The organism is Sulfolobus acidocaldarius DSM 639, assembly GCF_000012285.1.
Classification (GTDB): Archaea; Thermoproteota; Thermoprotei_A; order Sulfolobales; family Sulfolobaceae; genus Sulfolobus; species Sulfolobus acidocaldarius.
In genome coordinates, this window is record NC_007181.1 from 563512 (window position 1) to 590244 (window position 26733).

At 35.6% G+C, this 26733-nt stretch carries 30 protein-coding genes, 2 tRNA genes and 1 other RNA gene; 19 read left to right on the top strand and 14 right to left on the bottom strand.

Annotation, left to right across the window (positions count from 1 at the left end; translation table 11 throughout):
- Positions 1 to 2: 2 nt before the first annotated feature.
- Both SACI_RS03355 and purB read right to left on the bottom strand, forming a co-directional pair.
- A tRNA-Thr gene (locus SACI_RS03355) sits at positions 3 to 104 on the bottom strand.
- A gap of 31 nt (positions 105 to 135) precedes the next feature.
- The gene (gene purB, locus SACI_RS03360) at positions 136 to 1494 is read right to left on the bottom strand and encodes an adenylosuccinate lyase (RefSeq protein WP_011277587.1); all 1359 of its coding nucleotides are present in this window, start codon (positions 1492 to 1494) and stop codon (positions 136 to 138) included.
- A 41-nt stretch (positions 1495 to 1535) separates the two neighbouring features.
- Between purB and SACI_RS03365 the strand changes: the two genes are divergently transcribed.
- From SACI_RS03365 to SACI_RS03385, 5 genes are all read left to right on the top strand, one after another.
- Entirely contained in the window at positions 1536 to 2537 is a 1002-nt protein-coding gene (locus SACI_RS03365) for a formate--phosphoribosylaminoimidazolecarboxamide ligase (protein ID WP_011277588.1), read from the top strand.
- The gene (locus SACI_RS03370; RefSeq protein ID WP_011277589.1) at positions 2534 to 3583 is read left to right on the top strand and encodes a formate--phosphoribosylaminoimidazolecarboxamide ligase family protein; all 1050 of its coding nucleotides are present in this window, start codon (positions 2534 to 2536) and stop codon (positions 3581 to 3583) included. The genes SACI_RS03365 and SACI_RS03370 overlap by 4 nt, the downstream gene beginning before the upstream one ends.
- Before the next feature lie 128 nt (positions 3584 to 3711).
- Positions 3712 to 4725, top strand: coding sequence for an adenylosuccinate synthetase (locus tag SACI_RS03375; RefSeq protein WP_011277590.1), 1014 nt, complete (start codon positions 3712 to 3714; stop codon positions 4723 to 4725).
- Between the two features lie 2 nt (positions 4726 to 4727).
- Positions 4728 to 6131, top strand: a complete 1404-nt coding sequence (locus SACI_RS03380) for an NAD(P)/FAD-dependent oxidoreductase (protein WP_011277591.1) — start codon at positions 4728 to 4730, stop codon at positions 6129 to 6131.
- Between the two features lie 37 nt (positions 6132 to 6168).
- Positions 6169 to 7134, top strand: a complete 966-nt coding sequence (locus SACI_RS03385) for an AsnC family transcriptional regulator (protein WP_011277592.1) — start codon at positions 6169 to 6171, stop codon at positions 7132 to 7134.
- On the opposite strand, the gene SACI_RS03390 is transcribed toward SACI_RS03385, so the two are convergent.
- From SACI_RS03390 to SACI_RS03415, 6 genes are all read right to left on the bottom strand, one after another.
- Positions 7112 to 7948 carry a prephenate dehydratase gene (locus tag SACI_RS03390; protein WP_176586678.1) on the bottom strand — a complete coding sequence of 279 codons (837 nt, stop codon included), beginning with the start codon at positions 7946 to 7948 and terminating at the stop codon, positions 7112 to 7114. The two genes, SACI_RS03385 and SACI_RS03390, sit on opposite strands and share 23 nt — an antisense overlap.
- Positions 7949 to 7955: 7 nt before the next feature.
- Complete coding sequence (ilvA, locus tag SACI_RS03395; RefSeq protein WP_011277594.1) at positions 7956 to 9170, bottom strand: threonine ammonia-lyase; 1215 nt, start codon at positions 9168 to 9170, stop codon at positions 7956 to 7958.
- A 27-nt stretch (positions 9171 to 9197) separates the two neighbouring features.
- Positions 9198 to 9716: an HIT family protein gene (locus SACI_RS03400; RefSeq protein ID WP_011277595.1), complete on the bottom strand. Its 519-nt coding sequence runs from the start codon at positions 9714 to 9716 to the stop codon at positions 9198 to 9200.
- A 37-nt stretch (positions 9717 to 9753) separates the two neighbouring features.
- The gene (radA, locus tag SACI_RS03405) at positions 9754 to 10719 is read right to left on the bottom strand and encodes a DNA repair and recombination protein RadA (RefSeq protein ID WP_011277596.1); all 966 of its coding nucleotides are present in this window, start codon (positions 10717 to 10719) and stop codon (positions 9754 to 9756) included.
- 61 nt (positions 10720 to 10780) lie between these two features.
- Positions 10781 to 11278 carry a hypothetical protein gene (locus tag SACI_RS03410; RefSeq protein WP_011277597.1) on the bottom strand — a complete coding sequence of 166 codons (498 nt, stop codon included), beginning with the start codon at positions 11276 to 11278 and terminating at the stop codon, positions 10781 to 10783.
- Positions 11279 to 11289: 11 nt separating this feature from the next.
- Positions 11290 to 12306 (bottom strand): RsmB/NOP family class I SAM-dependent RNA methyltransferase, encoded by a 1017-nt coding sequence (locus SACI_RS03415; protein ID WP_015385477.1) that lies wholly within the window; start codon positions 12304 to 12306, stop codon positions 11290 to 11292.
- On the opposite strand from SACI_RS03415, the gene cyaB reads away from it, so the two are divergent.
- The 3 genes from cyaB to SACI_RS03430 are packed head-to-tail and all read left to right on the top strand — an operon-like array spanning position 12305 to position 14134.
- Entirely contained in the window at positions 12305 to 12862 is a 558-nt protein-coding gene (cyaB, locus tag SACI_RS03420) for a class IV adenylate cyclase (RefSeq protein WP_011277599.1), read from the top strand. The two genes, SACI_RS03415 and cyaB, sit on opposite strands and share 2 nt — an antisense overlap.
- The gene (locus SACI_RS03425; protein WP_011277600.1) at positions 12828 to 13664 is read left to right on the top strand and encodes an SAM hydrolase/SAM-dependent halogenase family protein; all 837 of its coding nucleotides are present in this window, start codon (positions 12828 to 12830) and stop codon (positions 13662 to 13664) included. The genes cyaB and SACI_RS03425 overlap by 35 nt, the downstream gene beginning before the upstream one ends.
- The gene (locus SACI_RS03430) at positions 13619 to 14134 is read left to right on the top strand and encodes a nicotinamide-nucleotide adenylyltransferase (protein ID WP_011277601.1); all 516 of its coding nucleotides are present in this window, start codon (positions 13619 to 13621) and stop codon (positions 14132 to 14134) included. Before SACI_RS03425 ends, SACI_RS03430 begins: the two co-directional genes overlap by 46 nt.
- A gap of 13 nt (positions 14135 to 14147) precedes the next feature.
- Here SACI_RS03430 and SACI_RS03435 read toward each other — a convergent pair whose 3' ends face one another.
- Positions 14148 to 14684 carry a DUF99 family protein gene (locus SACI_RS03435; RefSeq protein WP_011277602.1) on the bottom strand — a complete coding sequence of 179 codons (537 nt, stop codon included), beginning with the start codon at positions 14682 to 14684 and terminating at the stop codon, positions 14148 to 14150.
- Positions 14653 to 15846 carry a Cdc6/Cdc18 family protein gene (locus SACI_RS03440; protein WP_011277603.1) on the bottom strand — a complete coding sequence of 398 codons (1194 nt, stop codon included), beginning with the start codon at positions 15844 to 15846 and terminating at the stop codon, positions 14653 to 14655. Before SACI_RS03440 ends, SACI_RS03435 begins: the two co-directional genes overlap by 32 nt.
- 327 nt (positions 15847 to 16173) lie before the next feature.
- Here SACI_RS03440 and SACI_RS03445 point away from each other — a divergent pair.
- A tRNA-Ala gene (locus SACI_RS03445) sits at positions 16174 to 16247 on the top strand.
- Between the two features lie 365 nt (positions 16248 to 16612).
- The gene (locus tag SACI_RS03450) at positions 16613 to 18298 is read left to right on the top strand and encodes a hypothetical protein (protein ID WP_011277604.1); all 1686 of its coding nucleotides are present in this window, start codon (positions 16613 to 16615) and stop codon (positions 18296 to 18298) included.
- A 503-nt stretch (positions 18299 to 18801) separates the two neighbouring features.
- Here the strand turns inward: SACI_RS03450 and SACI_RS11915 are convergent.
- A complete protein-coding gene (locus SACI_RS11915) occupies positions 18802 to 18975 on the bottom strand; it encodes a hypothetical protein (protein WP_155589490.1) in 174 nt (57 codons plus the stop codon).
- 298 nt (positions 18976 to 19273) lie between these two features.
- Here SACI_RS11915 and SACI_RS03455 point away from each other — a divergent pair, with 298 nt between their 5' ends.
- The 7 genes from SACI_RS03455 to rnpB all read left to right on the top strand — a co-directional run bounded on the left by SACI_RS03455 (position 19274) and on the right by rnpB (position 22733).
- Positions 19274 to 20428 (top strand): MFS transporter, encoded by a 1155-nt coding sequence (locus tag SACI_RS03455; protein WP_011277605.1) that lies wholly within the window; start codon positions 19274 to 19276, stop codon positions 20426 to 20428.
- Between the two features lie 154 nt (positions 20429 to 20582).
- Positions 20583 to 20762 carry a hypothetical protein gene (locus SACI_RS03460; protein ID WP_048054388.1) on the top strand — a complete coding sequence of 60 codons (180 nt, stop codon included), beginning with the start codon at positions 20583 to 20585 and terminating at the stop codon, positions 20760 to 20762.
- Positions 20728 to 21063 carry a hypothetical protein gene (locus tag SACI_RS03465; protein WP_011277606.1) on the top strand — a complete coding sequence of 112 codons (336 nt, stop codon included), beginning with the start codon at positions 20728 to 20730 and terminating at the stop codon, positions 21061 to 21063. Before SACI_RS03460 ends, SACI_RS03465 begins: the two co-directional genes overlap by 35 nt.
- Before the next feature lie 139 nt (positions 21064 to 21202).
- Complete coding sequence (locus SACI_RS03470; protein ID WP_011277607.1) at positions 21203 to 21502, top strand: transcriptional regulator; 300 nt, start codon at positions 21203 to 21205, stop codon at positions 21500 to 21502.
- Complete coding sequence (locus SACI_RS03475) at positions 21477 to 22250, top strand: geranylgeranylglyceryl/heptaprenylglyceryl phosphate synthase (RefSeq protein WP_011277608.1); 774 nt, start codon at positions 21477 to 21479, stop codon at positions 22248 to 22250. The genes SACI_RS03470 and SACI_RS03475 overlap by 26 nt, the downstream gene beginning before the upstream one ends.
- The gene (locus SACI_RS03480) at positions 22237 to 22416 is read left to right on the top strand and encodes a preprotein translocase subunit Sec61beta (protein WP_011277609.1); all 180 of its coding nucleotides are present in this window, start codon (positions 22237 to 22239) and stop codon (positions 22414 to 22416) included. Before SACI_RS03475 ends, SACI_RS03480 begins: the two co-directional genes overlap by 14 nt.
- Positions 22417 to 22426: 10 nt before the next feature.
- An RNA gene (gene rnpB, locus SACI_RS11505) (RNase P RNA component) lies at positions 22427 to 22733 on the top strand.
- On the opposite strand, the gene SACI_RS03485 is transcribed toward rnpB, so the two are convergent.
- Positions 22724 to 23221 carry a DUF367 family protein gene (locus tag SACI_RS03485; RefSeq protein WP_011277610.1) on the bottom strand — a complete coding sequence of 166 codons (498 nt, stop codon included), beginning with the start codon at positions 23219 to 23221 and terminating at the stop codon, positions 22724 to 22726. The genes rnpB and SACI_RS03485 overlap by 10 nt on opposite strands.
- Positions 23222 to 23277: 56 nt before the next feature.
- Between SACI_RS03485 and SACI_RS03490 the strand changes: the two genes are divergently transcribed.
- Complete coding sequence (locus SACI_RS03490) at positions 23278 to 23529, top strand: Lrp/AsnC family transcriptional regulator (RefSeq protein ID WP_011277611.1); 252 nt, start codon at positions 23278 to 23280, stop codon at positions 23527 to 23529.
- Positions 23530 to 23543: 14 nt separating this feature from the next.
- Positions 23544 to 24833: a TiaS agmantine-binding domain-containing protein gene (locus tag SACI_RS03495; protein WP_420834781.1), complete on the top strand. Its 1290-nt coding sequence runs from the start codon at positions 23544 to 23546 to the stop codon at positions 24831 to 24833.
- 338 nt (positions 24834 to 25171) lie between these two features.
- Here the strand turns inward: SACI_RS03495 and SACI_RS03500 are convergent, their stop codons facing one another.
- Both SACI_RS03500 and SACI_RS03505 read right to left on the bottom strand, forming a co-directional pair.
- A complete protein-coding gene (locus tag SACI_RS03500) occupies positions 25172 to 25831 on the bottom strand; it encodes a hypothetical protein (RefSeq protein WP_011277613.1) in 660 nt (219 codons plus the stop codon).
- A gap of 4 nt (positions 25832 to 25835) precedes the next feature.
- A complete protein-coding gene (locus tag SACI_RS03505) occupies positions 25836 to 26636 on the bottom strand; it encodes an ATP-binding cassette domain-containing protein (protein ID WP_011277614.1) in 801 nt (266 codons plus the stop codon).
- Positions 26637 to 26733 lie beyond the last annotated feature (97 nt).

Consider the following 26733-nt stretch of genomic DNA (forward strand, 5'->3'; position numbering starts at 1 on the left):
GAAGCCGCCGCCGGGATTTGAACCCGGGACCACCGGCTGTCCTGGATCACTTCTTACTTAGGCCTTACGAGGCCGGCGCTCTGACCGTGCTGAGCTACGGCGGCATTCATAATTAATGAAGGTAAAATTATAAATTTATACGTATGTGTTAAGAATTTCTTCTGCGTAAGAAATTGCTCTCTCTATTAATTTTTCATATTCTCCTAGATATTTTGAGGGATTTAGGACTTCTTTAATTTTATTTTCATCACCTATTATTTTCATAACCGTTTCGTTTTCTTTGGCAACTTCCAGTAATGACTTTCCTGTATTTGAGGCTATTCGTGATAACTCCATAGTCAATTCATGAGCTTTATGTCTTGGCATACCATTTAATGTTAAATTTATCATTAAACTTTCCGCCATAGTGAGACCTTTGCTTAGCGAAAGATTCTTTTGCATCTGATCTTGATTCACGACCAGGTTCTTTAAAATTTTTAACATACTATCTAGCATTTCATCTATAATTAGAAATGAATGCGATATTATTATCCTTTCAGAAGAACTATTAGTCAAATCCCTCTCATGCCACAGGGGTATATTCTCCATCTCAGAGATTACTAAACCTCTAAGTACTTTAGCTAAACCACTTATTTTCTCTGCATTTACAGGATTCTCCTTCTGAGGCATTGTACTACTTCCGACCCTTTTTGAAGCGTCTCCTTCCGCTAACTCTCTAATTTCAGGTCTCATTAACTCTCTAAGTTCTAATGCAAATCTATCTAGTTGGGAACCAAGTATTGCCAAATCAGAAATAAGTTCCGCAAAACCATCTCTAGGCGTTACCTGAGTGGTTATTATATGACTTGGTATTCCCAATCTTTCTGATACATATTTTTCTATAGTAGTTCCATGTCCCTTCCAAGCCGCCATAGTACCTACCGCACCAGCCATCTTTATCCTAACAACTCTTTTTTCTAGCTCATAAATTCTCTCTAACGATCTTGAATACTCATAAACATAATTAGCAAATTTAAATCCTAGAGTTATGGGCAGTGCATGTTGTCCATGAGTTCTACCTACCATTATTGTATCTTTATATTTCCTACTATATTCAATAAGTATGGTTATTACATCTCGTAGTTTTTTCTTTACAATTTCTAATGCTTTTTTTACAATTATTGCATTAGTAGTGTCAATAATGTCATTACTCGTAGCTCCAAAATGTATAAAATCTCCAGCTTCTCCAGATAATTCTGCCATATGAACTGTCAAAGCCATAACATCATGACCCAGCTTCCTCTCTAATTCGTCAACCCTATTCAAGTCTATCTTATCTATTATATCTTCTACTTTTTTAACGTCAGTTTCTTTAATTAATCCTAGTTTACTTAATGCGTATAATAGGGCTATTTCTACTTCAGCCATAGTTTTTACGATGTTTTTTCTGCTAAATAATTGTCTCATTTCTTTACTGCCATATCTCCATTCCAATACACAGATGTCGTCGTCCACGCATAATAAATTATATTTACAATAAATAAATATAAGCTCGTATGGATACAGTCCTAACTATAGGAAGTCATTCATCATTACAAATTTTACATGGAGCTAAAAAAGAAGGATTTAAGACAGTTCAAATTACCCCCAAAAATAGAGTAAATTTTTACTCACAATTCAGCTTCATAGATGAAATACTAGGATATAATAATGAAGATGAGGCTGTAGAATTTGTTAATAAATACTCTAATAGGGGAGCTCTAATTCCCCATGGTAGTTTGGTTGAGTATGTGGGAAGTGAAAGAGTTAGTAAAATAACCACAAAAATTTTTGGAAATAGAAACTTATTTGCGTGGGAATCAAATCAAAAGAAAAAAATGAGCTTACTTAGAAGATCAGGAATACAAGTACCAGAAGAATTTGAAAACGTAGAAGATGTCGATAGACTAGTTATAGTAAAATTGCCCGGTGCAAAAGGGGGAAAGGGCTATTTTATAGCTAAAACTAAAAGTGAGGTCAAAGAAGGTCTTAATAGACTCATTTCTTCTAAATTAATAAAAGATGTGAATGACGTAATAATTCAGGAATATGTAATAGGAGTACCAATGTATTTTCAATTCTTTTATAGCCCAATCCTAAATAGATTGGAAATAACCGGAATTGATATTAGATATGAGACAAATGTTGACGGATTAAGGAGGCTACCTGAGAATCTTGCAGATCCTACGTTTGTTGTAGTAGGAAACATACCTGCTGTTGCACGAGAAAGTTTATTGCCAAAAGTATATGATTATGGAATGTCTTTTGTTAATACAGTAAAGGAAGTTGTGCCTCCCGGAATGATTGGACCATTTTGCCTTGAATCTGTAGTAAAGGATGACGGTTCCATAGTAGTTTTTGAATTCTCTGGAAGAATCGTTGCTGGAACTAACTTATACATAGCAGGAAGCCCATATAGCTGGCTTTACTGGGATGAACCAATGAGCGTAGGAAGAAGAATATCCAGAGAAATAAGATTAGCATTAAATAGTAACAAACTTGAGGTGATATTTACATGAGTTTGAAAATTGCAACTTTAGCAAGTCATTCGGCGTTAGATGTTTTTGATGGAGCTAAAGATGAAGGATTTGAAACTATAGCTTTATGTAAAAAAGGAAGGGAGAGAGCTTACCTGGAATTTAAGAGAATTGTAGATAAATGTGTCTTACTAGAGGATTTTAAGGAAATATCATCAGAAAAAATAGACAATTTACTTGTGGAGAATAACGCATTAATGGTTCCAAATAGAAGTTTAGCAGTATATGTGGGTTATGATAACTTAGAAAAAATGAAAACAAAATTTTTTGGTAATAGAAAAATTCTGAGATGGGAAGAGAGACTTGGAAATAAGAATTACTACAAAATATTGGATCATGCTAAGATAAAAAGACCTAAAATATTTAAACCTGAAGAGGTTGACGTTCCTGTAATAGTTAAATTACCTGAAGCCAAAAGGCGTGTAGAAAGAGGATTCTTTATAGCTGCAAATAGGAAGGACTTTGAAGAGAAACTTAATACTCTATTGAAAGTGGGAATAATAGACGATGAAGCAATAAAAAATATGATAATAGAAGAATATATATTAGGTGCTCATTTTAATTTAAATTATTTCTATAGTCCTTTGCATGAAAGAGTAGAACTAATAAGTATTGATAGAAGAATACAAAGTGATCTTGATACATTTTATCGATTACCTGCAGAAATACAGATAAAGCTATCAAGATTACCTAGATATATTGAGGTTGGTCATGAACCAGCCACAATTAGAGAAAGTTTATTGGAAAAAGTATTTGAAATAGGATATTCCTTTATAAATGCTACAAAAACTCTGGAACCGCCAGGTATAATTGGTCCCTTCACGTTACAGGCAATGGCTACACCTGAACTCGATCTAGTAGTATTTGATGTCGCACCTAGAATAGGTGGAGGAACTAATGCATTTATGGGTGTAGGAAGCCAGTATTCTAAATTATATTTTGGAAGACCTGTAAGTTTAGGTAGAAGAATAGCAATGGAAATTAAAGAGGCTATAAATAATAATAGACTAGAATTGATAACGTCTTAGTATTTATAATTATGAATTAGCCTTTCCCTTTATATATAATTCATTAATAAAACAACGTATTTATAATTATGAATGCAGTTAGACAAAGTTTATATATTCACGCTCAAGAGTAATCAAAACGGTGCCTGATGTTAAGCGTAGTAGTAGGCGGTTTTTTTGGAGATGAAGGAAAAGGTAAAATTGTTGCCTATTTAGGTCTTAAGGATTCTCCAAGTATCGGAGTAAGAACTGGTTCTATAAATGCGGGACATACTGTAAGTTATAATGGGAGACAGTGGAAAGTAAGAATAATTCCCTCTCTATTTGTTAACAAGAATGTTAAATTATTTCTAGCTCCAGGTGCTCTTACTTCTATCAATCTGCTGTTTAATGAGGCTAAAGAAACTGATAGTTTAGATAGACTATACATAGATCCACATGTAGGTATAATAACAGATGAAGAAATAAAGGAAGAGAGAAGTGACGAATATTTAATAAAAAATATAGGTAGTACAGGGCAGGGAGTAGGCTATGCTGAAGCAAAAAGAGTTTTGAGAAAACTGAAACTTGCCAAGGATTATAGAGAACTTGAGAAATATTTAATAAATGTGCCTGAGGAATTGTTACTGGGTATAGAAAGAGGAGATAACATACTAGTTGAAGGTACTCAAGGTACTTTTCTGAGCTTATATCATGGCGAATATCCTTATACCACAAGTAGAAATACTACTGCTTCAGGAATATTGAGCGAAGCAGGAATAGGACCAAAATATGTAGATGAAATAATTGTGGTTTTCAAATCTTATGTAACTAGAGTAGGAGAGGGACCACTAGAAGGCGAAATTAGCTGGGAGGAAGCCCAGAAAATGGGAATAGCTGAAGTTGCAACAGTAACCGGAAGAAAAAGAAGAAGTGCACCATTTAATGTAAAGCTTGCTAAGGAATCGCTTAAAATAAACTCTGCAACACAAATAGCGATAACTAAACTTGATACAATATTTAAGGATGCTAAAGGTGTAAGGGAATATCAAAAACTACCATCGAATGCTAAGAAATGGATTGAGGAATTAGAGACAGAGTTGAAAGTTCCTATTACACTAATAGGAACAGGTGAAGATGCCTTAGATGTAATAGATCTAAGAACCGAGAAAATAGGTGAGTAAACGTGTTATATGATGTAGTAATAATAGGAGCTGGTCCTGCTGGATTATTAGCTGCATATGAATTTACTACATTCAGTACAAAGGAACGTCTGAAAGTGTTGTTGGTAGATAAGGGACTTAGAGCATTGAGAAGAACTTGTCCGTTGTTGACACCAAAAGAGAAATGTACTTTCTGTGAACCATGTAATATAACCTACGGTATAGGTGGAGCAGGGGCTTACAGTAGCGGTATAATAAATCTAAGACCTGATGTAGGCGGAGAGCTTCATGAAATAATGAGAAGCTGGGACAAAGCACAAGAGTTGATAAACTATGTTGACGATATACTAGTCAAGTTTGGTGCACCAAAAGACAGATTATTTGAACCAAATATGGAAAGAACTAGGGAAATTCAAAAAAGAGCTGCGAAAGTTGGAGCTGAATTTGTTCCAATAAGGCAAAGACATATAGGAACTGATAAGACTCCCATGGTTATAGAAAACATTCAAAAATACATAGAAAATAATGGAATAAACGTAGCAGAGTTAACAGAGGTTTTTGAAATACAGAAAAAAGCAGATCATTTTGTACTAAAAACTAATAGAAAAGAGGAAATTGAGGCTAAAACAATACTGGCTGCACCGGGTAGAGCAGGTGCTAAATGGTTCTTAGATCAGGCTAAAAAGTTAGGAGTCGACATGGCACCGGGACCCTTAGACATAGGAGTAAGAGTAGAAGTAGAGGCATTTGTTATGGAAGAGCTAACAAGTGCAGTATGGGATCCAAAAGTAATTCTATATTCTAAGAAGTATGATGATAAAGTAAGAACATTTTGCGTAAACCCTAGAGGATTTATAATGAAAGAAGTATATGACGATAGAACAATAGGCGTTAATGGACAAACTTTTGCAGATAAGAAAAGTAACAACACTAATTTCGCCTTTCTAACCACAATTAAATTGTCAGATCCTTTAGAAGATACAGTAGAATATGGAAAAAGTATAGCAAGACTTATGACCAGATTAGGAGGAGAAAAACCGATAATACAACGATTAATAGACTTTGAAAAAGGCAGAAGAAGCACATGGGAAAGAATAAGCAGATCCACAGTAAAACCTACATTGAGAGAAGTAACTCCAGGTGATATTAGTATGGGTCTTCCTTATAGAGTAGTCAGTAACCTAATAGAGGGATTAGAGAGATTAGATAATATAGCCCCTGGAATGTACTCCTCGAATACATTGCTTTATGCACCTGAAATAAAATATTACAGTATGAAAGCCGTAGTAGATAGTAATATGGAAACCGTAGTAGACAATTTATTTGTAGCCGGAGACGGTGTGGGACTCTCAAGAGGTATTAATATTGCAGCAGCTACCGGCATTCTTGCAGCCAGAGGCATAGGAAGAAAACTAGGTTTATTATGAAAACTATTTTTTAGTTTCTTTAATCTGATGTAATATTATGAGTTTGGATAAAACGGATTTGCAACTTATAATGGAGCTAGAGTACAATTTTCCTGTAGACGAAAGACCATTTGCAAAAATTGGAGAAAAATTAGGTTTATCTGAAGAGCTTGTATTAGAAAGAATTAAAAGACTTAAACATCTAGAAATTATAAAAAGAATTGGTATGTATATTAGTTTTAGAGCTAAAGGCATGGAAGGAGCATTAATAGCATCTAATATACCATTAGAACAGATAGAAAAATTTCGAAAAATTGCACTTGAAATAAAGGAACTGACTCATAACTTTGTAAGAAATCATCCTAGATATAATATATGGTACGTATTAAAGGCTGAAAATAAGGAAAAACTGAATGAAAAAATTCGTCTTTTAATGAACCAAGTTAACTGCAACGATTACGTAATATTGTATTCAAAGAAGACGCTTAAACTAAGCGTAAAATATGATGTATTAAGAGGAATCTCTTATAGTGAAAATGATAGTCTGAGAGAAAAAGTACCCACTGCAGATGAACTAGGAATACAAAAAGATCTACTTACTGATCTATCATACCCATTACCTATAGTAGAAAAACCCTTCGAAAAGATATCTAAGAAATTTAATCTAACAGAATCGGAAATAGTCGAGTTAATTAAAGAATTAAAAGAGAAAGGGGTAATAAAGGATTATGGAGCCACTGTAAATGGAGAAAGAATAGGAATAGTAGAAAATGCTATGTTTTTATTAAATTCTGATGATATAGAGAGCTCTTGTTACAACATAGCTACAAAATTAAAAGAAGCTACTCATGTAGTGCTAAGAGAAGCAGACAAAGAATGGGATTACTTATGCTACGCTATGATACACGCTAGAAATAAGAACTTGATTTTTGAGACAGCTAAAAAAGCAATTGAAATTAGTAATGCAAAAAGCTATATGTTGCTATTTAGTCTGGACAATCTTAAACCGGGTATTGTAATTTAGACATAGACCCTTTAATCTTTACCGAGAGAGTTATCTGAGATATTTCCTTTATCGCACTATCTACTTTATCCTCGTTTAATCCTCCCTCAAATTCTACATAAAAATAATATTTCCATGGTTCTACTTTTAATGGTCTAGAATATATCATTGTAAGATTAATGTTATTTACATAAAATCTTTCTAATACTTTGTACAGAGATCCAGGCTTGTGAGGTATAGTGAAGAATATCATTGTCTTTTCTCCAGATATTTTAAACCTATTAGAAATTATTACAAATCTAGTTAAATTTACCCCATTTTCCACGTTTTCTAATAAAATATTCAGATTATTTATCTGAGCAGCGTATCTTGAACATATTGCAGCAGCATCTTTATCTTCTGATGCATATTTTGCTGCAATAGACGTACTCTCGACAGGAATTATATTATGTAAGCCTAGTTCTTCTAGTTTTTCTTTGGCTTCTTGAATCGCATGAGGATGAGAATAGATTTTTTTCACATCTTTAATGGAATTTATTGCTTGATTGGAAGCGATTACAAGATTTATGTTTTTTTCTACTTCATAATTAACATAAATATTCTCGTATTTGAATAAATTGTCTAATGACTCGTGTACTGGACCTTCTTTACTATTTTCGATAGGTACAACACCTATACTATTTGAGTTCTGATTAACACTTTTGAAAATCTCTGTTATCGTCTTTACGCCTATTTTCTCTCCGGTAAAACTTTCTGCTACCTCGTACGAAAAACTACCTTTAGGACCTAGATAGTAAATTCCATTTGGATCAACAGTCTGAGTGAAGTTTGGTATAAAAACTTTACTCTACCAAGGTTGCTTCAATACCGTCTAATGCCAATGAATATAAGAATTCCGATAAACTTTCACTAACAGGGATCTCAAATACTACATGGATTTTCGTGAAACCAGGCTTGACATCAGTACTCATTCTATCATGAATTACATCAATCACATTCCCTCTAATTTGTGCTACTCTACTTAATACTCTATTTAAATAACCAGGTTTATCTGGAACCAATACTTTAACTTTCACTACTCTTTTAGATTTGAAAAGCATTCTATCTATAATCCTAGCAAGCAATGACATATCTATATTTCCTCCACTAATTATTGGAATTACCTTTTTACCATTACCTACTTTTATCTTTCCTGAGATAATCGCAGCAACACTTGCAGCCCCAGCGCCCTCTGCTATGGTTTTATTTCTTTCTAATAGATATAGTATTGCGTTGGCTATATCTTCATCATCAACTAAAACTATATCGTCAACTAACTCACTTATCACTTCATAGGTTATCTTTGATGGATTTTTTACTAGAATTCCATCAGCTATAGAAAAAGATGGCTCAATTTCAACTAATCTTCCTAACTCTACTGATACCTTCATAGACGGTGATGCAGAAGACTGTACACCTATAACTTTTAGATTGTTCCTTTTAGCTTTTAATGCAATAGATATTCCGGATATTAGACCCCCTCCTCCTATTGGTACTACAACAACATCAGGTTCTGCTTCGAGCAATTCTAGTCCCAGAGTTCCTTGACCTAATATTACATTTAAATCATCATATGGATGAACTAAAACAGCGTTAGTTTCCCTTATTATCTCTTCAGCTTTTTTCATACTTTCATGTAAAAACTTTCCATGAAGAATAACATTAGCTCCATAATTTTTCGTAGCTAAATATTTTGATATAGGAGCAGTCTCAGGCATAACAACAGTAGATTTAATCCCTAAGACGCTTGCAGCGTATGCTACACCCTGTGCATGATTGCCCGCAGATACTGCTATTACTCCTCTTTCTCTTTCAGCTTGCGAAAGGCTAATTAGCTTAGAGAAAGCACCTCTTACTTTAAATGAACCAGTCTTTTGCAGATTCTCCATCTTAAGATAAACTTTAGCTCCTGCAATATTAGAAAACGTGGAAGAATAATCTAGTGGAGTTTTATGAATATATTGTTTTATTGATTCATGAACTTTAACTATTTGATCAAAATAATTAAGATAACTCATCAGGAAAACCCCTGCTCTCCTCATCACTCAGCGATCGAGGACCTCCTCATCCTTAGTATATTCTAAATATAACTTATTATAGGTATCTTCAAGAGATTCAGGCAATACTTTTGCATTTCCTATAACTGGCATAAAATTAGCATCACCATTCCATCTAGGCACAATATGTATATGTACATGTTGTTCTATTCCAGCCCCTGCAACCCTACCTATATTTATACCAATATTAAATCCATCAGGCGAGTACACTCTTCTTAATTTCTTTATACTTGTCCTCACCATCTTGAAAAGTTCAGTAAGTTCATTATCATCAAGTAATTCTACGCTGCTAACATGTTTATATGGGACAATCATGATATGACCTGGATTATACGGAAATGTGTTTAGAACTATATACGAATAGGTAGCTCTAAAAACCACCTTATTTTCTCTGTCTCTTGATCTATCATATGCAAAATTACAAAATATGCAAGGTTCTTTCTCATTTTTTATTTTTGAAGCAGAAGTTACATATTTTGATCTCCAAGGAGCCCATAAAATATCCATAAAAGTAATAAGTTATGGGAATTAAAAATAAGTTTCTTCACTCTTCAGCATCTCTAACTCCTTCTTCAGTTATAGCAAATACTACCTCTCCTTCTGGCAGATGTGGTGCATCTACTATTCTAGCTATCCTTTTATTTCCTCTACTTTTCTTAAGTTGTACTCTTATTCCGGGAACATGATATAGTGTATGTCCTCCTACAGCAGTGGTAGGATCACCATAAAACATATCTGGTCTAGCCATAACCTGATTAGTTATTATTACTGCTATATCATACATTTCAGCTAGTCTAACTAATTGATGTAAATGTTTGTTTAACTTTTGTTGCCTCACAGCAAGATTCTCTCTTCCAGGATATTCAGCTCTAAAGTGAGATGTTATTGAATCTACAATAATCAACTTAATAGCAGGATCTTTAGTGATCAATTCCTGAAGATCATCAACTATAGCCATTTGGTGATCGCTATTTATAGCCCTCATATAGTAAATGTTATTCATAGCAATATCGGACTCTAATCCTGCTCCTTTTGCCATTGCTTCAATCCTCTCCCATCTAAAAGTACCTTCCGTATCTATATATACAGCCTTACCATTTAGTCCACCTTTCTCTTGAGGAAGTTGAACACTAATACTTATCTGATGACATAACTGCGTTTTCCCTGAACCAAATTCACCAAAAAATTCGGTCATAGTTCTTGTCTCTATTCCACCACCCAATAAACCATCTAATGCCTGGCTGCCAGTGGTTATCTTCTTGGTATTCATTCTTTCTTTCTTCACTTCCAATGCTGTCTTGAACCTTATATCTAAAGCTTCACGAGCTTCTTTAATTATTCTCTGTGCTGTAGTTTGTGGTATTCCAGCAGCAACACTAAGATCTTGAGGAGTTGCCACAGCAACTGCTTCTAACGACGAATAGCCAGCTTCTACTAATTTATTAAGTATATTTTGACCTACCCCAGATAAATCTGAAAGACTCTTAACCTTTTTTCCATCATTAGACATAATTTCACCACATATCCAACTTATCTAAAGATTCATGTATGTTATTGTATCTAATAAATATTTAGCCACCCTTCCTTAAATACCAACCTATATCTAACTCAGGTATTATCTTAATGCCTTTCTTATCTATTTTAACATTTGAATAGCATATAAAATCATTTTTCTCATTATAGACTAAATATGAACCTTCTTTTATTTTTAAAGAACCTAGGCTGAGTCTTACAGTTTTTCCATACGTAATTTTCTCCGCCAATTTAGATTTTAGTATCAATTTATTTTTACATACCTGGGAGAGATATTTAGCTAGAGGAATTAATGGTCTTACGTCTTTACCCTTTTTTAAAATAATAGGCTCACCAACACTATACGGAAATAAGCCAATTTTTTCTAACTCATCCAAGACTTCTCTAACTTTAGAATTATTCTCTATAATTTCTATTTGCTCAAAGGAAGATTTGAATTTTATTATAAGCTTATTCTCTAGAAATGAATACTCTTCATTACAGTTATATTTTTTATATATTGGGTGTAATAATTCTATTAATCTAGATTTGTCCAAAACAATGAAATTTAGTCTTTTTGAAGAGCGCAAACGAAGAACCCCTCTGTACCATGCTCATGGGGATAAAATCTAATACAATTATTAACATCATGACTAAACTTTACTCCCCTAAATTCACTAATTCCTTTATCTGCAGGATATCCGCTTATTTTAATAGCTCTAAAACCAAGTTCTTCAATCCCATAATTTACCACTAATTCATCCTCCTCGGGAGCTATACTACAAGTAGAATAGACTAGTATCCCATTCTTGTCCAATAAATCATACCCTATGGTTAGAAGACCCATTTGAGTTAAACTAAAGTTCTTTAAATCACTAAGCGAAGTCTTCTTCCTTCTCTCGGTATCCTTAAAGATAATCCCCTCCCCACTACACGGTGCATCTAAAAGAATCTTCGAAAATTTTATTCTTGTTTTAGATAATGTGCTAGCATCACTTCTTATTAAAATAATATTTCTTGCATGCATTCTATTAATATTCGAAATCAGACTTCGTGCTCTTCTTCTAGATTTTTCTGTTGCTATTATTAAGCCCTTATTTTTCATAAGTTGAGCTAGTTGAGTGGTTTTACCGCCTGGTGCAGCAGCCATATCAAGAACTGTATCTTCTTCATGAGGATTTAGGACATATGCAGGAACCATAGAAGCCAATCCCTGAATATAATAGTAACCGTTTAGATATTCTACAGTTGCACCCAAGCTAGGTTTATTAGGTTTTTTAATAACTCTATACCCATGAGGTAGCCATTGGACCTTCTCCAGCTCGAAATTCTTTTCCTCTAATCTATATTCCATCGTACTACATGTGGTTACTAGGTCATTACACCTTATACTTTCCTCTAAGGGAACTGTACAGGATCTCATAAAGCTTTCCGCATCTTCGAGGCTGTCAAACATGTGTATATATCTCTCAACCATATAGTCCAAAAAGCCATACTTATTACTTAGTCTGACTGCTTGATAGGAAGGGGATAATGAAAATAACTTGTCATATTTTTTAATATACTCTTTCAAATGTATATTCATGTCGTATATAGAAAGAGAGATTAAACTAAGGGTAATAAGCCCTTCTTTAGAAGAAATAGAGGAGAGAATAAGAAACAATTACACCTTTATCAATGAAGAACATCAAATAGACATATATTATAATAACCCTATAAGGGACTTTAGAAAAAGCGATGAGGCATTAAGATTAAGAAACACGAATGGGAAAGTCATTCTAACTTATAAGGGACCTAAACAGTCCAAAGAGACGAAAACTAGAGAAGAAATTGAAGTAGAGGTTAGTGATCTCCATAAAATGGATCTAATTCTACGAAAGCTAGGTTTCATAAGATCTTTTCAAGTGGAAAAAATACGAAAAAATTATAAATATGCCGATTTCATAATTTCGTTAGATTCGATAAAGGAATTGGGAGAATTCATAGAAATAGAAGGGATTAATAAAACTGAAAAAGAACTTATTTCATTCGTGGACGAATTTGTAAAAAAACATCAGATTCAATATGAAAAAACTATTAAATCTTACTTAGAATTACTAGTAGAACATGCTAAAAAGACGAACAATAGCAATACTCACTGACTATGGAGTTTCGGATAATTACAATGGAACCTTAGAGGGAGTAATTAGGAAAATAAATCCCGATATAGACATAACCTACATAACTCCTAACGCTAAGAACTTCAATATATTTACAGGAGCCTATTTACTTAATACATCGTATAGATATTTTAAGAAAAACACTATCTTTTTGGTAATAGTAGACCCTGGCGTCGGAACACAAAGAAATGCAATACTAGTTAAGACTAATAACTATTATTTTGTCGCTCCAGATAATGGTGTATTATATCCCACCATAGTTGAAGATAATATAGACAAAATTATACGAATATCAAATAAAAAATTCTACCTATCAGAATCTATATCAAATACTTTTCACGGTAGAGATATTTTCGCCCCAGTCGCAAGTTATATTTCAGTTGGCGTAGATCTAAATGTATTTGGAGAGGAGATTAGTAAATCTGAAATTGTAAAATTGGACTTTTCTTATACATTGGAAAGAATAAATGAAAATAAAGTGAAAGCCTGTGGAAAAATAGTGTATATTGATCATTTTGGAAATATTGCTACAACTATTCGTAATGTGAAGTTAAGAACGGGAGAGAAAGCTTTAGTTTCGCTTAGAGACAAACAATTAGAACTAAGAGTTGTGAGAACGTTCGCAGAAGGAAAGGAAAATGAATTAGTTTTATACAGCAATGGTTACGGATTTATAGAGATTGGAATTAATATGAGCAGTGCTTCAAATATTTTGGGAGTAAAAGAAGGTGAAGATGTTTGCATAGAGGCTTATATCCAGGAAGATTCCAACCATTCCACATAGGTCACTTAGAGGTTGTAAAATGGTCAATGAAACATGTTGATGAATTAATCATAGTTATAGGAAGTGCTCAGGAGAGTCATACACTATCCAATCCATTTACTGCAGGAGAACGTATAGAAATGATAAGAAGAACGCTGGACAAAGAAAATTTAGATCTGTCAAAAGTCTACATAATACCAATACCAGATATAATGATGAACAGCGTTTGGGTCTCACATATAAAAACATTTGCACCTAACTTTGACGTAATAATTTCTAGGAATCCATTAGTAAATAGATTGTTCAAAGAGGCAAATGTAGAGGTTTTACAGCCACCGCCCTTTGATAGACATAAATATAATTCCACTCTTATTAGGCGTTATATTATAGAAGGAAATGAGGAGTGGAAAAAACTTGTTCCAAAATCAGTATTGGATTATCTATTAGAGATACATGGTGATGAGAGACTTAGGTCAATTGCTGGTCTATAGAAAATGTGATACTTTATACAGTTCTCCTCTTGAATATAAACTTTGATAAACTACTAGCTAGCTCATGAGATACTTTTATCGGAATAGGAGTAGAAGTGAACAACTGATACCTCTCTATCAATTCTTTACAAAGACTCAGCTCCATGTCTGTATTAATATATACTGTCCCTTGTCTCGTAGGTAATGCAGTTAAATTTTGTAAGAAGGAAATTATTTTGTCTCTTCTCAGAGGAAAATGCTTCATCAATGCTCTATCTATACTAGCAACGTTTGGCATCTTGGAGTAAAAGATGATATAATTTTTATCAGGAGTTATATAATTAAAACCTCCGTATACCACACCATCTAAAAAAGTAACATTGCATCCTTTTGTTATACTCTTAAATATAGTATTTCCGTCCTCACCATCTACAGTGATATAATCAAAATCAATATCAATTAGGTTGAAACTTTGAAAGAACGAAGATAGTAAGATTGTTTTACCCTTACCACCCTTATACGATAAAGGAAAATAACCATCATCTACTCCACAAACTACCAATTCTCTCATCACTTTCTTTTATAGATTTAATAACTATATCTTTGCTTACAGCTAAACTAATCTCTTTAGTCTTACCATACCTTCCTCTGTTTACCACTCTCGCAGTAATTATTCCTACCATATCAAGCTCGTTTATTATATCACTAACTCTTCTTTGTGTTATGCTTTCAACTCCTAATTTACCTGCTAATTTTATGTATATATCATAAACTTCTCCTGTGGTCAACGTCGAATTAGAGTTTAAGCCTAAAACAATCGATATGAGAACCAGCTTAGAGTGAAAAGGCAAAGTCGATATAACTTCATAAACTCTATCCCTTTCTAGCTCTATTCTTGCCCTGTTTACATCATCAGCTGTAATTAAATCTCTTCCCTCCCTCTCTGCAATTTCCCCTGAAACTCTAAGCAGATCCAAAGCCCTCCTTGCATCCCCGTGGTCTCTCGCAGCTAAAGCTGCGCATAGTTTAATTACCTCCTCTGAAATCACTCCTTCATTTAAGGCAATTTTAGATCTTTGCTTTAGTATATCCTCTAACTGCTCTGCATTATAAGGTGGAAATATTATTTCCTCTTCCCCTAGGCTACTCTTTACCCTAGGATCTAAATTCTCAACCATCTTAACATCGTTTGTAATCCCGATAACAGAGACTTTACTCGTAGATAAATCATAATTGATTCTAGTCAATCTGTACAGAATATCATCACCATGTTTTTTCACAAGTGCGTCAATCTCATCCAAGGTGATTAAAACAATTGTTTGAAATGTGTTGAGTCTTTTTACAAATCTTTTGAATAATTCTGCAGTCGATAGACCTGTAAATGGAACGCGGATCCCCAAAGCTTCCAATACATCTGCTAATATCCTGTAAGGTGTATCATTCTGTCTTGTATTTATATATATAAATGTGAACTTTGATGGAAATTTTCTTTGTAGGTTACTTAACACAAACCTCGTTACAGCAGTCTTCCCGGTACCAGTAAGACCATATATGAAAACATTGCTAGGTTTTTCAGATCTTGTAATGGGAGCTAGGATCTCTACTAGCTTTCTAATTTGGTCTTCCCTATGAGGTAAGGCTTCAGGTATATAGTCAGGTAATAATAAATCACGTGACCTAAAAATCCTACCCTTTTTCAGGGTTGATAAAATACTATCTATGATGTCACTCATTGCTTATATTATAACGAGAGAATATTTTATAACAATTAACCCCCCGGTAAATCACCCCTTTATTTCAACTGGAAAACTAATGGTATTATGAATACTACCTGCCCCTTCATTTCAACTGGAAATAAAGCTACATCTAACTACTAACTTAAAATAACGGTTTGTATAATTTAGTTTTATTTATGTCACTAGTTCGTGTTTTATTTTTATGTAAATAATTGGTGTTCATATTTTATTTTTAGATATATGTCTCCAGTGGAACTAAAGGGGTCTCTGGTTTTGGATTAAGGCGATAAAAAATTAATATCAGTGATCTACGTAGTATATTGTGGGCCGGTAGCTCAGCCTGGAAGAGTGCGTGGTTGGCATCCACGAGGTCCCGGGTTCAAATCCCGGCCGGTCCACTCTTTTGTACTACTCCTTACGGTAGTCCTCTAATATAGAGTGCGCATTTCGAAACTGGCTCTGCACCACCGTTTATTCCGTGTAGCCAGAAAGTTCCTTTCACAGCAGATTTTGATTACTAGACGCTTACGCTTATTTCCTAAAGATAAGGAGCTAGAAAGGAGTACGAGAGTGTGCTAGGCTAAGTCGAGAGCAGGAAAAGGGGATCCGACTAGGCTCGTAATTGCGCAAGGCCATACGAGTTCTGGAAGATATTGCTCGTTGAATATTGAAAGTACCACTACTATTAAGTCAAAACTGTACTACAATATTAGATATTATGAAAACATTCTTAAATCATTGAACTAGTCAAACTTGTGGTATCTTGGCTAGTAAGGAGCTAGAGGAGATATACGGCACTATGGAGGAGGAAATAGAGGAGGGGGAAACTCCAGAACCTTCTCCGTCCTCTTCCTTTTGGAAAAAGGTGATTGGGGCAATTCCCGTAGGGCTCTTGATTGCGGGGACGTTAGCTCCAGCGCTCTACGCGAACATAGCTAGGTTGAGCCTCTCAACGCAGGAAGACTCCGAAGCGCAAGAGGAGGAGCTAAAGTGCACAGCCAACGGGATCTCAAGCACCGCGTATAGTGCGGAAAACCAGAGGTTTGCCTACTACCCAGCAATAGCCCTTCCATTTAGGGCAACTAGGGCCTCCGCCACGCAGTGCGGGCCCTTCTACTGTCTAGACGTCGACCCTAACAAGGCCTTCGGCCAAGGGATCCTAGTGAGAATAAACTACGAGGGGAGGAACATTTACTTCTACATAGGCTGGGTACCAGCAGTTAAGGGATCGACTATCTTGGGAGTAGTCCAGGGAGGTAAGTCCTTCAAGTCCTTATCCTTGGCAAAGTACTTAGAGGAGTTCGGCATGGATCTGAACACCGTGGGGGGAAAGCTCGGAGTAATCCCTGTTTACCCGCTGTCTAAGGACGTGGATGTGTGGTACAACCCGCCAATTTACCAAGGCAACACAACTATCGCCTCAATAATACCTTGGTACGCCGTTGCCTACACCTACGGCCTATATATAGCCAATCGTATCATCCCAGACTACACTAGTGGTTGCAAAGCTATAGGATGCAAAGGTCTGACCTTTAGAGTGATTAGGAGAAACGTAGAAATTAACCTTAGCGACACCGCAAGCGTCTCCGACGATCCGCCCTTGATCATGCCTCTGGGCACTTACCAGATCCTGGACGTGACTAGCCTGGCGTGGGTTTACAAGTACTTGGCAGAGGTGCTGAAGGTTAATTTCTCTAACAGCCTAGTCCTCTCCCCAACAGAGCTCGACTTGGGGGCCCCGGTCTTCCTCTACACCAGCTGTTCCTCCGTTAACCAGAACGCGAACGCCTGCGACGGCTTCCAGTGCGCCAATGGAGGGCTTTGGGGGCTAATCTACTCCGCCGGTCCCCTCGCCCAGTTGCAGACTCCCTCGGGCAACGTGTATGCCCACCCAGTCATGGTATTTGACATATCCAGGATAGCCAGAGCGCTGGGCGTCTACGACTGGAACGTTAACTTAATAGAGGCGATAGCCCTCAACCTAAAGTCACTTTTCAAGCTCCCCGAGAACTACTGGGACTTCGTGAAGAAGCTCGCCAAGCTCACCGCTCTCGTCGTCGCCTTAGTTGAGACGTACTACATGGGCAACGAGCTGGCCGAGCATGTAGTGGAGTCAACTGCCGACCCTGAGGCCTACGGTAAGGTATATGCAAAGGCAAGGGACAATTTCAGAGAGAAGGTCCTCAGCTCTTCATTATATGGTGAGGTTAAGGACGCGGTAGTCAACAGGGACAGGGAAATATTCGAGGTAATTACGGAGAACTGCGACTTCTTCTATGACCTCAATAACTGGGAGGCAAAGGCAATGGCCGAGAAGACCTTTCAAATACTTACTGCCATCTTGCAGGGCGAGAAGGTAGACTGTCAAGAGGGCACCTCTAGCGAGGTGAACTCCATCATCCAGGATTACATAGAGGTCCTTAGGGGCCCTCATGTGGAGGAGGAGTGAACTGCCTTGAAGAAGGGTCACAGGAGTTCCCCAAGGTATCTAACGAAGGCAAGGGTCTCTTCTTCATAGCAATAGGACTAATAGTTGTTGACCTGTTCCTTCGTTATATTGACCACCAATCCTAACCTACTTGCCCTGCCCTAGCAACATTTCGGCCGCGATCTTGGAGATTAACGTCTCGGACGTCGTGCCGGTGGTCGTCCATAACGATAACGTCTCCGCAGTTGTCCCAGCAACGATACACCCACCTCCCCTTTAAGCTAGGCTTTGGCACATACGGATGTCTATGGCGCTGCAATGATAGGTTACCTATTGTTAGACTTCTGGGAAAGGTTGTACTCTACTCGAGGTAGAACAAAAAGGTAGAGTATTCCCATCTGAGAGCTTTGCCCAGACGCAGGAACACCACCTCACTCTGCTAACCCTTCTGCAAAACTTAGGCGGAGGAACGAGAGCCTTCCTAGATAGGAAACTTAAGTGGGATTCCGTAAGGTGAGCTAAGCTCATCGCTTCGTCATTAAGATCTCTTTTAACCTTCTGTAAACTTCGCCAAAGTCTACTTTTTCCTCTTCTACCTCCAAGAACACGGGCTTGGTCAAATGCTTATAGTACTTAGCTTGATAGATGGCTAGGCTTAACTCCCTCCGAACCTCTACCATGTATCTATAATCGTTCATGAGATCGGAAAAAGAGGTTAGAACTCTTTAGTGATATAAATTAAACCCCCCGGTTAATTCTTTTTGAAACTAAAAATTTTTAACATTTATATTAGGCTCTTTGGCTTGTCATGTACGTTAGTTAAACAATCTCCAACGACTTCCTATGGATCCATGAATTTACAACAACTTAACTTAGATTTTGATTAAATCCTAGGAAATAGTTAGGTTAAATTTTTCGAGCACATCTAAACATTCTTTTGTACTAGTAAAGGAAAATAGTAAGTTTTTAATTGAACTATTGAAGTATTGCATCATTATGAGTGGCAAACGATCTTTTTTGTACATTGCTTTAACGTTATCGCTAATAGCCATAGCAAATAGGTCAACTAATAATATGGTGACGACTACATTAGCTCCTCTAACTAAATATGTGTTTGGGTTCAATAATTTTCTTGCAGGTGTTTTAGAGGGCTTAATATTTATGGCAACACTCATTTCAACCTCACTTATTAATCCAGTTTTATCACCTTCCTCTAGAAGGAAAGTATTTATTTCATGTAATTTCTTAATATCTGTCCTTCTAATAGGATTCTACCTATCTACTCCTTTAACAGTATGGATTTTTACCGCTATTGCCGGAGTCGCTTACGGTTTAATAATGCCTAACCTAGTAACCTCAGCATCTTTAGTAGAAAACAAAAGACTAGCGGAGAGGTTATTATCACTATATTCCACGAGTTTGAGCATTAGTCTCATAATTGGTCCACTATTAGAAAGTTACGTTCTTTCGATTTTCAGCTATAAGTCAGTCTTTCTAGCTTTTCTTCCATTTTCTATTTTGTCCTTTGTCCTATCATGGCTAATAAAATTCCCTGATGCAAAAAGAGAAATTCATGGGATGTCTGCTCTGCGAAATAAGGGATTTATTTCATCTATACTATCTATTACAACATATAATATCCCGTTTGCAGCTTTCACTACATTTATAACCATTTACGGAATAGACGAGTTAGGGCTTCCTAAGAACTTGGCTTACTTCTCATATATACCCTTCTTTATAACATCATTTTTGACCAGACTCTTCATGACAATTAGACCTTTTAGATCACTTCGATATCCTTTACTTATTTCAGTTGTAATAACCATTTTAGGAATAATAGGAGTTGTATTTTCTCCGAATTTAGCTCTTTACCTAATCTTTATGGCTCTTCTGGGTATACCTCACGGATCAGTTTTTCCTATATCCACGATAATAATAGCTAGAGCGACTTCCAGTGAAGAGAGGAACGCAGTCAACTCATACTTCTTAGCCTATAATAACATTTTGTTTTTCATAGTTCCAATAGTAGTTGGTGCTTTATCTCAGTTTATAGGTCTAGGCTATGCTTTTGTTGCACTGATAATTCCGGTTATAATTACTGCTACAGTATTCTTCTTGAAATACTGGAATGATAGTGTTTTATCTAGGTAGAGTGACCTGATGTAAGTATTCCTGTTAGGTTCTTAGTTCTTCCTCATTTTACCTTACTGGAAAAGATATCAGTAGTTAGTAGAATATTTTATTTGAGGATTAGAACAGGATTATTTTTGTGTTTTTATTATCATGAAATGAAACAAATAAGATATTGGATGGGCTTAACGTAAAATTAACATATAATCAATCATTATTTGGACAAGGTAGAAATCCCAATTTGTTTTATGTGGCAGAATATACTAAAAGATCTGACGAAAGGTTTTTGTTTGAATTTGTTGTAACTGAAAGCATATATAATGTTAAGAGATTATTACAAGCTAAAGAGAAGTAAACAGGCAATTATTGAGGATCGGATATTAAAATTAAAGGTAGGAAGTTCACTTGTTTCTGTGTTTGTTTTTCTAGGTAAAGATAAGGATTATCTAATGGTAAAGGACAAATATTGTACTTGTCCTTTCTTTTTCTTTAATAAACAGAAATTGAAATGCTATCATCTAATTTCTTTGGATTATGTGATAAATAAAGATGATATATTAGTCATAAATTTGGATGTGGATACGTTTAAGAAGATACTGGTAGAGTTATATACGTTTGAAAAGTCATTTATACTGAGAAGAATATTATCAAGATAAGAGGTAATAATATTGCTTTCAGCGCTTGAGACTGTTTATATAGGAGTTATTTCTGCGTTTGTGTTAGGTATATTGTATCTTATCTTTGTAGAAGTATTTAATAGCGGGTTTAGGCTAAAAATATCTGGTGTAGAAAGAGTTGGGAGGAAGAAAGAAAAGAAGAAAACTTCAACTTCAAAGGCCAAAACCAAAAATTCCTAGTGTTTTCGAATGTCCTAGATGTGGAAAGGTTACTATATCTATCACGGTTAAGGAGGGTATTGCTAAAGTGATGTGCGGTAACTGTAAGCTTGAGGATCAGTTTGACGTTCCTCTTGTTTATGATGAGGCAAATGCATACGGTAAATTTATAGATAGATACTATGAAGGAAAGATTGAGCAGAATTTAAAAGATACAGAGGAGAAGGCTCAAGATGAAATTCAGGGGGAAGGTAGCTAGATATATTAGCGAAATATTAGAGGAAGGGAAAACTTTACATTTTTCCCTTTTTGATCCTGATAAGATATTTGATTTAGACTCATTGCATGATATTGCTAGTAAGCTTATTGAGGCAGGAACTGACGTTTTTCTAATAGGCGGAACTCTTGGTATATCGCAGGATAAGTTGGATAATATTTTATCTATTTTAGAAGAATTCAGTATTCCTTTGATAATATTTCCGAGCAACGTAAATTTAATTTCGAATAAGGCTGATGCTATATTATTTCTTTCACTTTTGAATTCAGACGATTTGTATTATATAGTTGGAGCTCAAATAGTAGCTGCTCCTATTATAAAGAGGATAGGATTAGAAGTTCTACCAACTGCCTATCTTATAATAGGACATGGTGGTACTGCTGGGCATATTGGAAGAGCAAGAGTTATTCCTTACGATAACATAGAACTTATAGTGAGTTACTCCTTAGCTGCAAATTACATGGGGATGAAATACATATATCTAGAAGCTGGATCTGGAGCAAGTGAGACAGTAAAGCCTGAGGCTATAAAGGTCGTAAAGAATACGGTAAAAGACGGTGTAGTAATTGTAGGCGGTGGTGTGACCAGCGAAGAGAGGGCAAGAAACTTGGTACTAGCAGGGGCGGATATTATAGTTACAGGAAATGTGATAGAGAGAGATCATCAAAAAGCTTTAAAAATAATAAAAGAGATAAAGAGTATAAGGAGGACTAGTAATGCCATCAAGTAAAAAGAAAAAGGAAGACGTTCCAATAGCTTCAATGGCAGGTTTAGTAAGATATTATGAGAGTGAAAAAGAAAAGGTAAAAATTTCGCCTAAAGTAGTGGTCGTTGCGAGTATTGTCTTAATAGCTGGTGTAATTATAGCATCTTTTATTATCCCGCCCCCGTTATAACTTATTTTAGGGGAGCCTAACAGGGGGTTACGGGAATATCCTGAGGAAACTCCAGCCTCCAAGCCTCATGGGAGCAGTTAGATCTGCAGGGTTAGTGCTCTGGCTACTGCACAGAAACGTAACCGGTATAATAGGATATGAAAATGAGTTTATATGTAGTCTAGGTAACTAGGCTACATAAATGAGACCTATTATACCGGCTGAAACGGCAGTCCTCCCAGGAGCAAGTAAGGAGGGGATGAGTTGAGGTTCAACCCTCCTAAGGACGCTTAGTAGAATCCCCCTAAATACAAAAGCTGGGTTATTGTTAGGCTCCCCTTATTTTATCTATAATTTCATTTTCTATTTTCATAATTTCGTCTCTCTTCTTGCCCTTGTATGACTCTAATATATCCTTATTCAGTTCATAGAAAGTTTTACCCCATTTTACAGTATTTAGGATCGAGAAGGAAAGTTCTATGTGCTCTAATATATACAGAGTAGCAGATATTGCTTCCAACGTGGAAAGTCTGTATGCTAGTGCATAATTTGTTGGATTTCCCGCAAATAAGATCGGTAATCTCCTATGAAATCCTGTTGATTTGAATTCATTTATTGTCGTATTATTCCATGAAGTATCTACAGCCGTTAGTCCTTGCTTTATTAATATTTCAGAATCCTCTATTCCCACTACTGTCTCTGAAAATGGATCCAGTACTATACCTATTCCCTTATTTGTAGGTTTTGCATAACCCAATCTTATTAGTTTTTTCCCTGTACATTTCTTTGGATCATCCTTGTGATAATCTATAATATATATTTTCACTTATAATCATAAAGTTCTTATAACTTTATTTCTAATAAACCTTCTTGGGTTTAAAAATGGCTTCGGCTATAGTTCTAATTAACACTGATGCAGGTGGAGAAGAAGAGGTTTTTGAAAAACTTAAAAGTCTGAATGAAGTGACAGAGGTCCACATAGTATATGGCGTTTATGATATTGTAGCTAAAATAGAAGCTGATACGTTAGATAAGCTGAAGGATTTTGTGACAAATACAGTCAGAAAGTTACCTAGGGTGAGATCAACATTAACAATGATAGTGGTAGAGGGAAAGAGTCTAGTAAAGAAGTAACATATATATTAGGAATAGACGATCATGACTCACCTGAAGCAGGCTGTACTACGCATTTTTCAGCACTACTCATTAAGCATTTAATCAAGGATAAGAGCTTAAAGATTCTCGATTTACCTTATTTGATTAGGTTAAATCCAAATATTCCCTGGAAAACTAGAGGAAATGCAAGTATTAAAATCATACTATCCGCTGAAAAAAACCTTGAAGAGTTAGCAGAAATAATATGGTCTGAGAGTGTGGATTACGTTGAAAAAATATCAAAAGCAACTAAATATAATAGGAAACCAGGTTTAGCGATAATAAAGAGAGACGAGTATGAAGAGTGCAAAAATTTTTTGTATAATTTTTATCAAAAAGCTGTAAAGGATATAGTTCCACTAGATTACGCAACAAGAATCTCAAAGAAATGTCATATACTTACAAAGGGAGATAGGGGAATAATAGGGAGTATTGCTGCAATAGGTTATTTGCCAATTGAAGGGTTTACGTATGAACTTATTACTTATAGGCATGATGCTTCTAGTTTTAGAATTGTGGATGTAAATAGCGTGATAAAATTTGAGGAAAGAAATTTTCCTAAAACATTTAATAATTTTGATTACATCAAGAAAAGGTTACTTATCACACCTCAAGGAAAAGACCCTATATTATATGGTGTTAGAGGAAACAATCTCTCAGTTATGTTAGAAGCGTTGAAAGAGATAAGAAGTTCTAATAATGTTGAACTAGCTATGATATACAAGTCTAATCAGGGAACAGACGCACATATTAGTAATGATAGTAAAGAGTATTACTACAGGACAGTAAAGAAAAAAATTAAAGTTAAAGATGTAAGAATATTAGAAGGAGGAGATGTCCTACTAAGTTCAGATAAAGGAGAAATATTTATCTTTTATAAGGAAACTGGGGAGTTAAATTTAGCCTCAAAATTCCTTATAAATGGTGATGAGATAGAGATTATTGCAACAGTCAGACCTTCAGATAAATATGGGAAAATTTTTGAAGCAGAGAGAATGAGAGTCTTATCATTAAATTACCATGAATATACTAACCCTAAATGTCCCAAATGTAATAGATCAGCAACCTCTTTAGGAGTTAAGAAAGGATATAAATGTAAGAAATGTGGTTATGAATTTAACGCGGAAAAGGTTACAATAGAGATTCCCAGGTTTTTAGTAAAAGATGAATACCAATCAAGATATCATAGACATTTAACTAAGCCAGTATATTTAGAGCTTCAAACCCAAGAAGATTTAGATTTAGTGGAATTGGGAAATATTCTTAATACGTTAACATCTTAAAGCTCTAAGTAAACCGAAATACTCTTAATCCCTTAACGTTGTATTACTTTATAACTATAAAAATTATATACAATTACTAAAGCCTTCTAAGTCCAATAACAGAAAGTCAAAAACTAGATTTAGAATCAAGAAGTAAAGCATTCCTAAGTGTACTACACAAGCTCTCATTAAGTAAATAGGAGATCAGGATATTGGTAGACTGGAGATGGATTATGGCAAAATAAAAGTTGAGATATGTGGGTTCCTCGCACGTACTCAACATGACTTGAATCCCTGAGCTCTCGGGTTTTAAAATTGGTCTTTGACGCATATTAGAAGTGCTAAAACACTGTTTATTCTCAAGGTAATAATTTCTCCTCGTCTATTAATTTTCCTACAACGAGTAAGAGGGATATACCAGACACGGTTAACCCTGTGCTTAAATAAAGCAGAAAGGCTAGTAGTTCCTTATAACCTACAATTGAATATGAGAAGAGATACAGCAGTGAAATTCCCAATGCTACATAGGCCGCTAAAGGATATCTCGAGGAGCCGGTAACCCTCTGTAATCCTGTAAAGGAAAAGGAAATGGAATAGGTAAGGAACAACGTGCCAACTGAAGCTAATACAACAATTAAGATATAAAGCACATTTCTCTCCATCAATCCAAGTACTAGGTCTACTGGAATAATAACGGGAAGAGAAATGGACAAGTACGCCAAAAGATAACCGTAATAGACCTCTTGGGCAGTGAAACCCTCAGCCACTAAATATTCTAGGAGACCGCTTTGCCTATCATCGCCTAAGAGAGTGACTATTAATGAAATAAAAGCAATTACAAAGACCAGAGAAGGGAAAGTTGCAGTTGAGAGGAATGAAGGATTTTGAGAGCTTAATCTAGATATAAAATATATGTTAAGACCGAACACGATAAAGGATAATGTAAATAGATAGAATGTTGTTCCCAAACTCCTCTTTGATGCCCTCTTTGCCAAGATAAATGAGAGATATAGCTTCATTTGATCACCTCAAAAGCTCTTCTAAAGGATTTCTCATCTCTTTCACCTCGTAAATTGTAATATTCTCCCTAAGGAGCTTTTGTATCACTTCATTAACCATCGAAGGGTCAGGGAGCTTTACTACAAAGTAGTCCCCTTCATAATGTCCCTCTAGAATCTTCGATAAATCCGACGAAGCTCTTATCCCTACAACGTACTCTCCCGTCCTCAATTCATCCATAGTACAGAACCTAATTAGCCTTCCATTATCCATCACCATTACGTATTTACCAATTTCTTTAGCCTCGTAAAGATTATGTGATGTGTAGATCACTATCTTACTTTTTGATAGTGAAACTACTTTTTCCCTAACCTTACTAGCAAAGACTGGGTCGAGATTATCAGTAGGCTCGTCGAGGAGGTAGATGTCCTTTTCTCTCATGAAAACTCTTGAGAGAGAAACCCTTTTCTTTTGCCCTTGAGAAAGATCTGATATCTTCTTTCCTAAAAGGTCCTTTAAATCCAGCTCTTCTATAACGCTAGAATAATTAGCGTTTAATATCCTTGATAAAAAGTCTAATGCCTCTTTTACTCTCATCTCTGGAGGCAAGGCAATGTAGTGAGGGAGATAGGCAATACTTCCTTCTCTCCTAAACAGACCCTTCCAAGGCTTAAGTACTCCAGCTAGCAACCTCAAGATAGTGGTTTTTCCCGCCCCGTTCTTCCCCAGGAGTACATATATTCCTTTTTCCTTTATCTCGAAAGTTAAGTCATGAATAACTTCTAGATCACCATAACCTGTACTGACATGTTGTGCTAAAATCATTTCAGGATCAGCCTCTGATATAATTAACTGTCTATTCTTTAATAAAATCGAATTTTAGTATCTATTCCATACTTCCTTCTCTCTTTATTTTAACAAA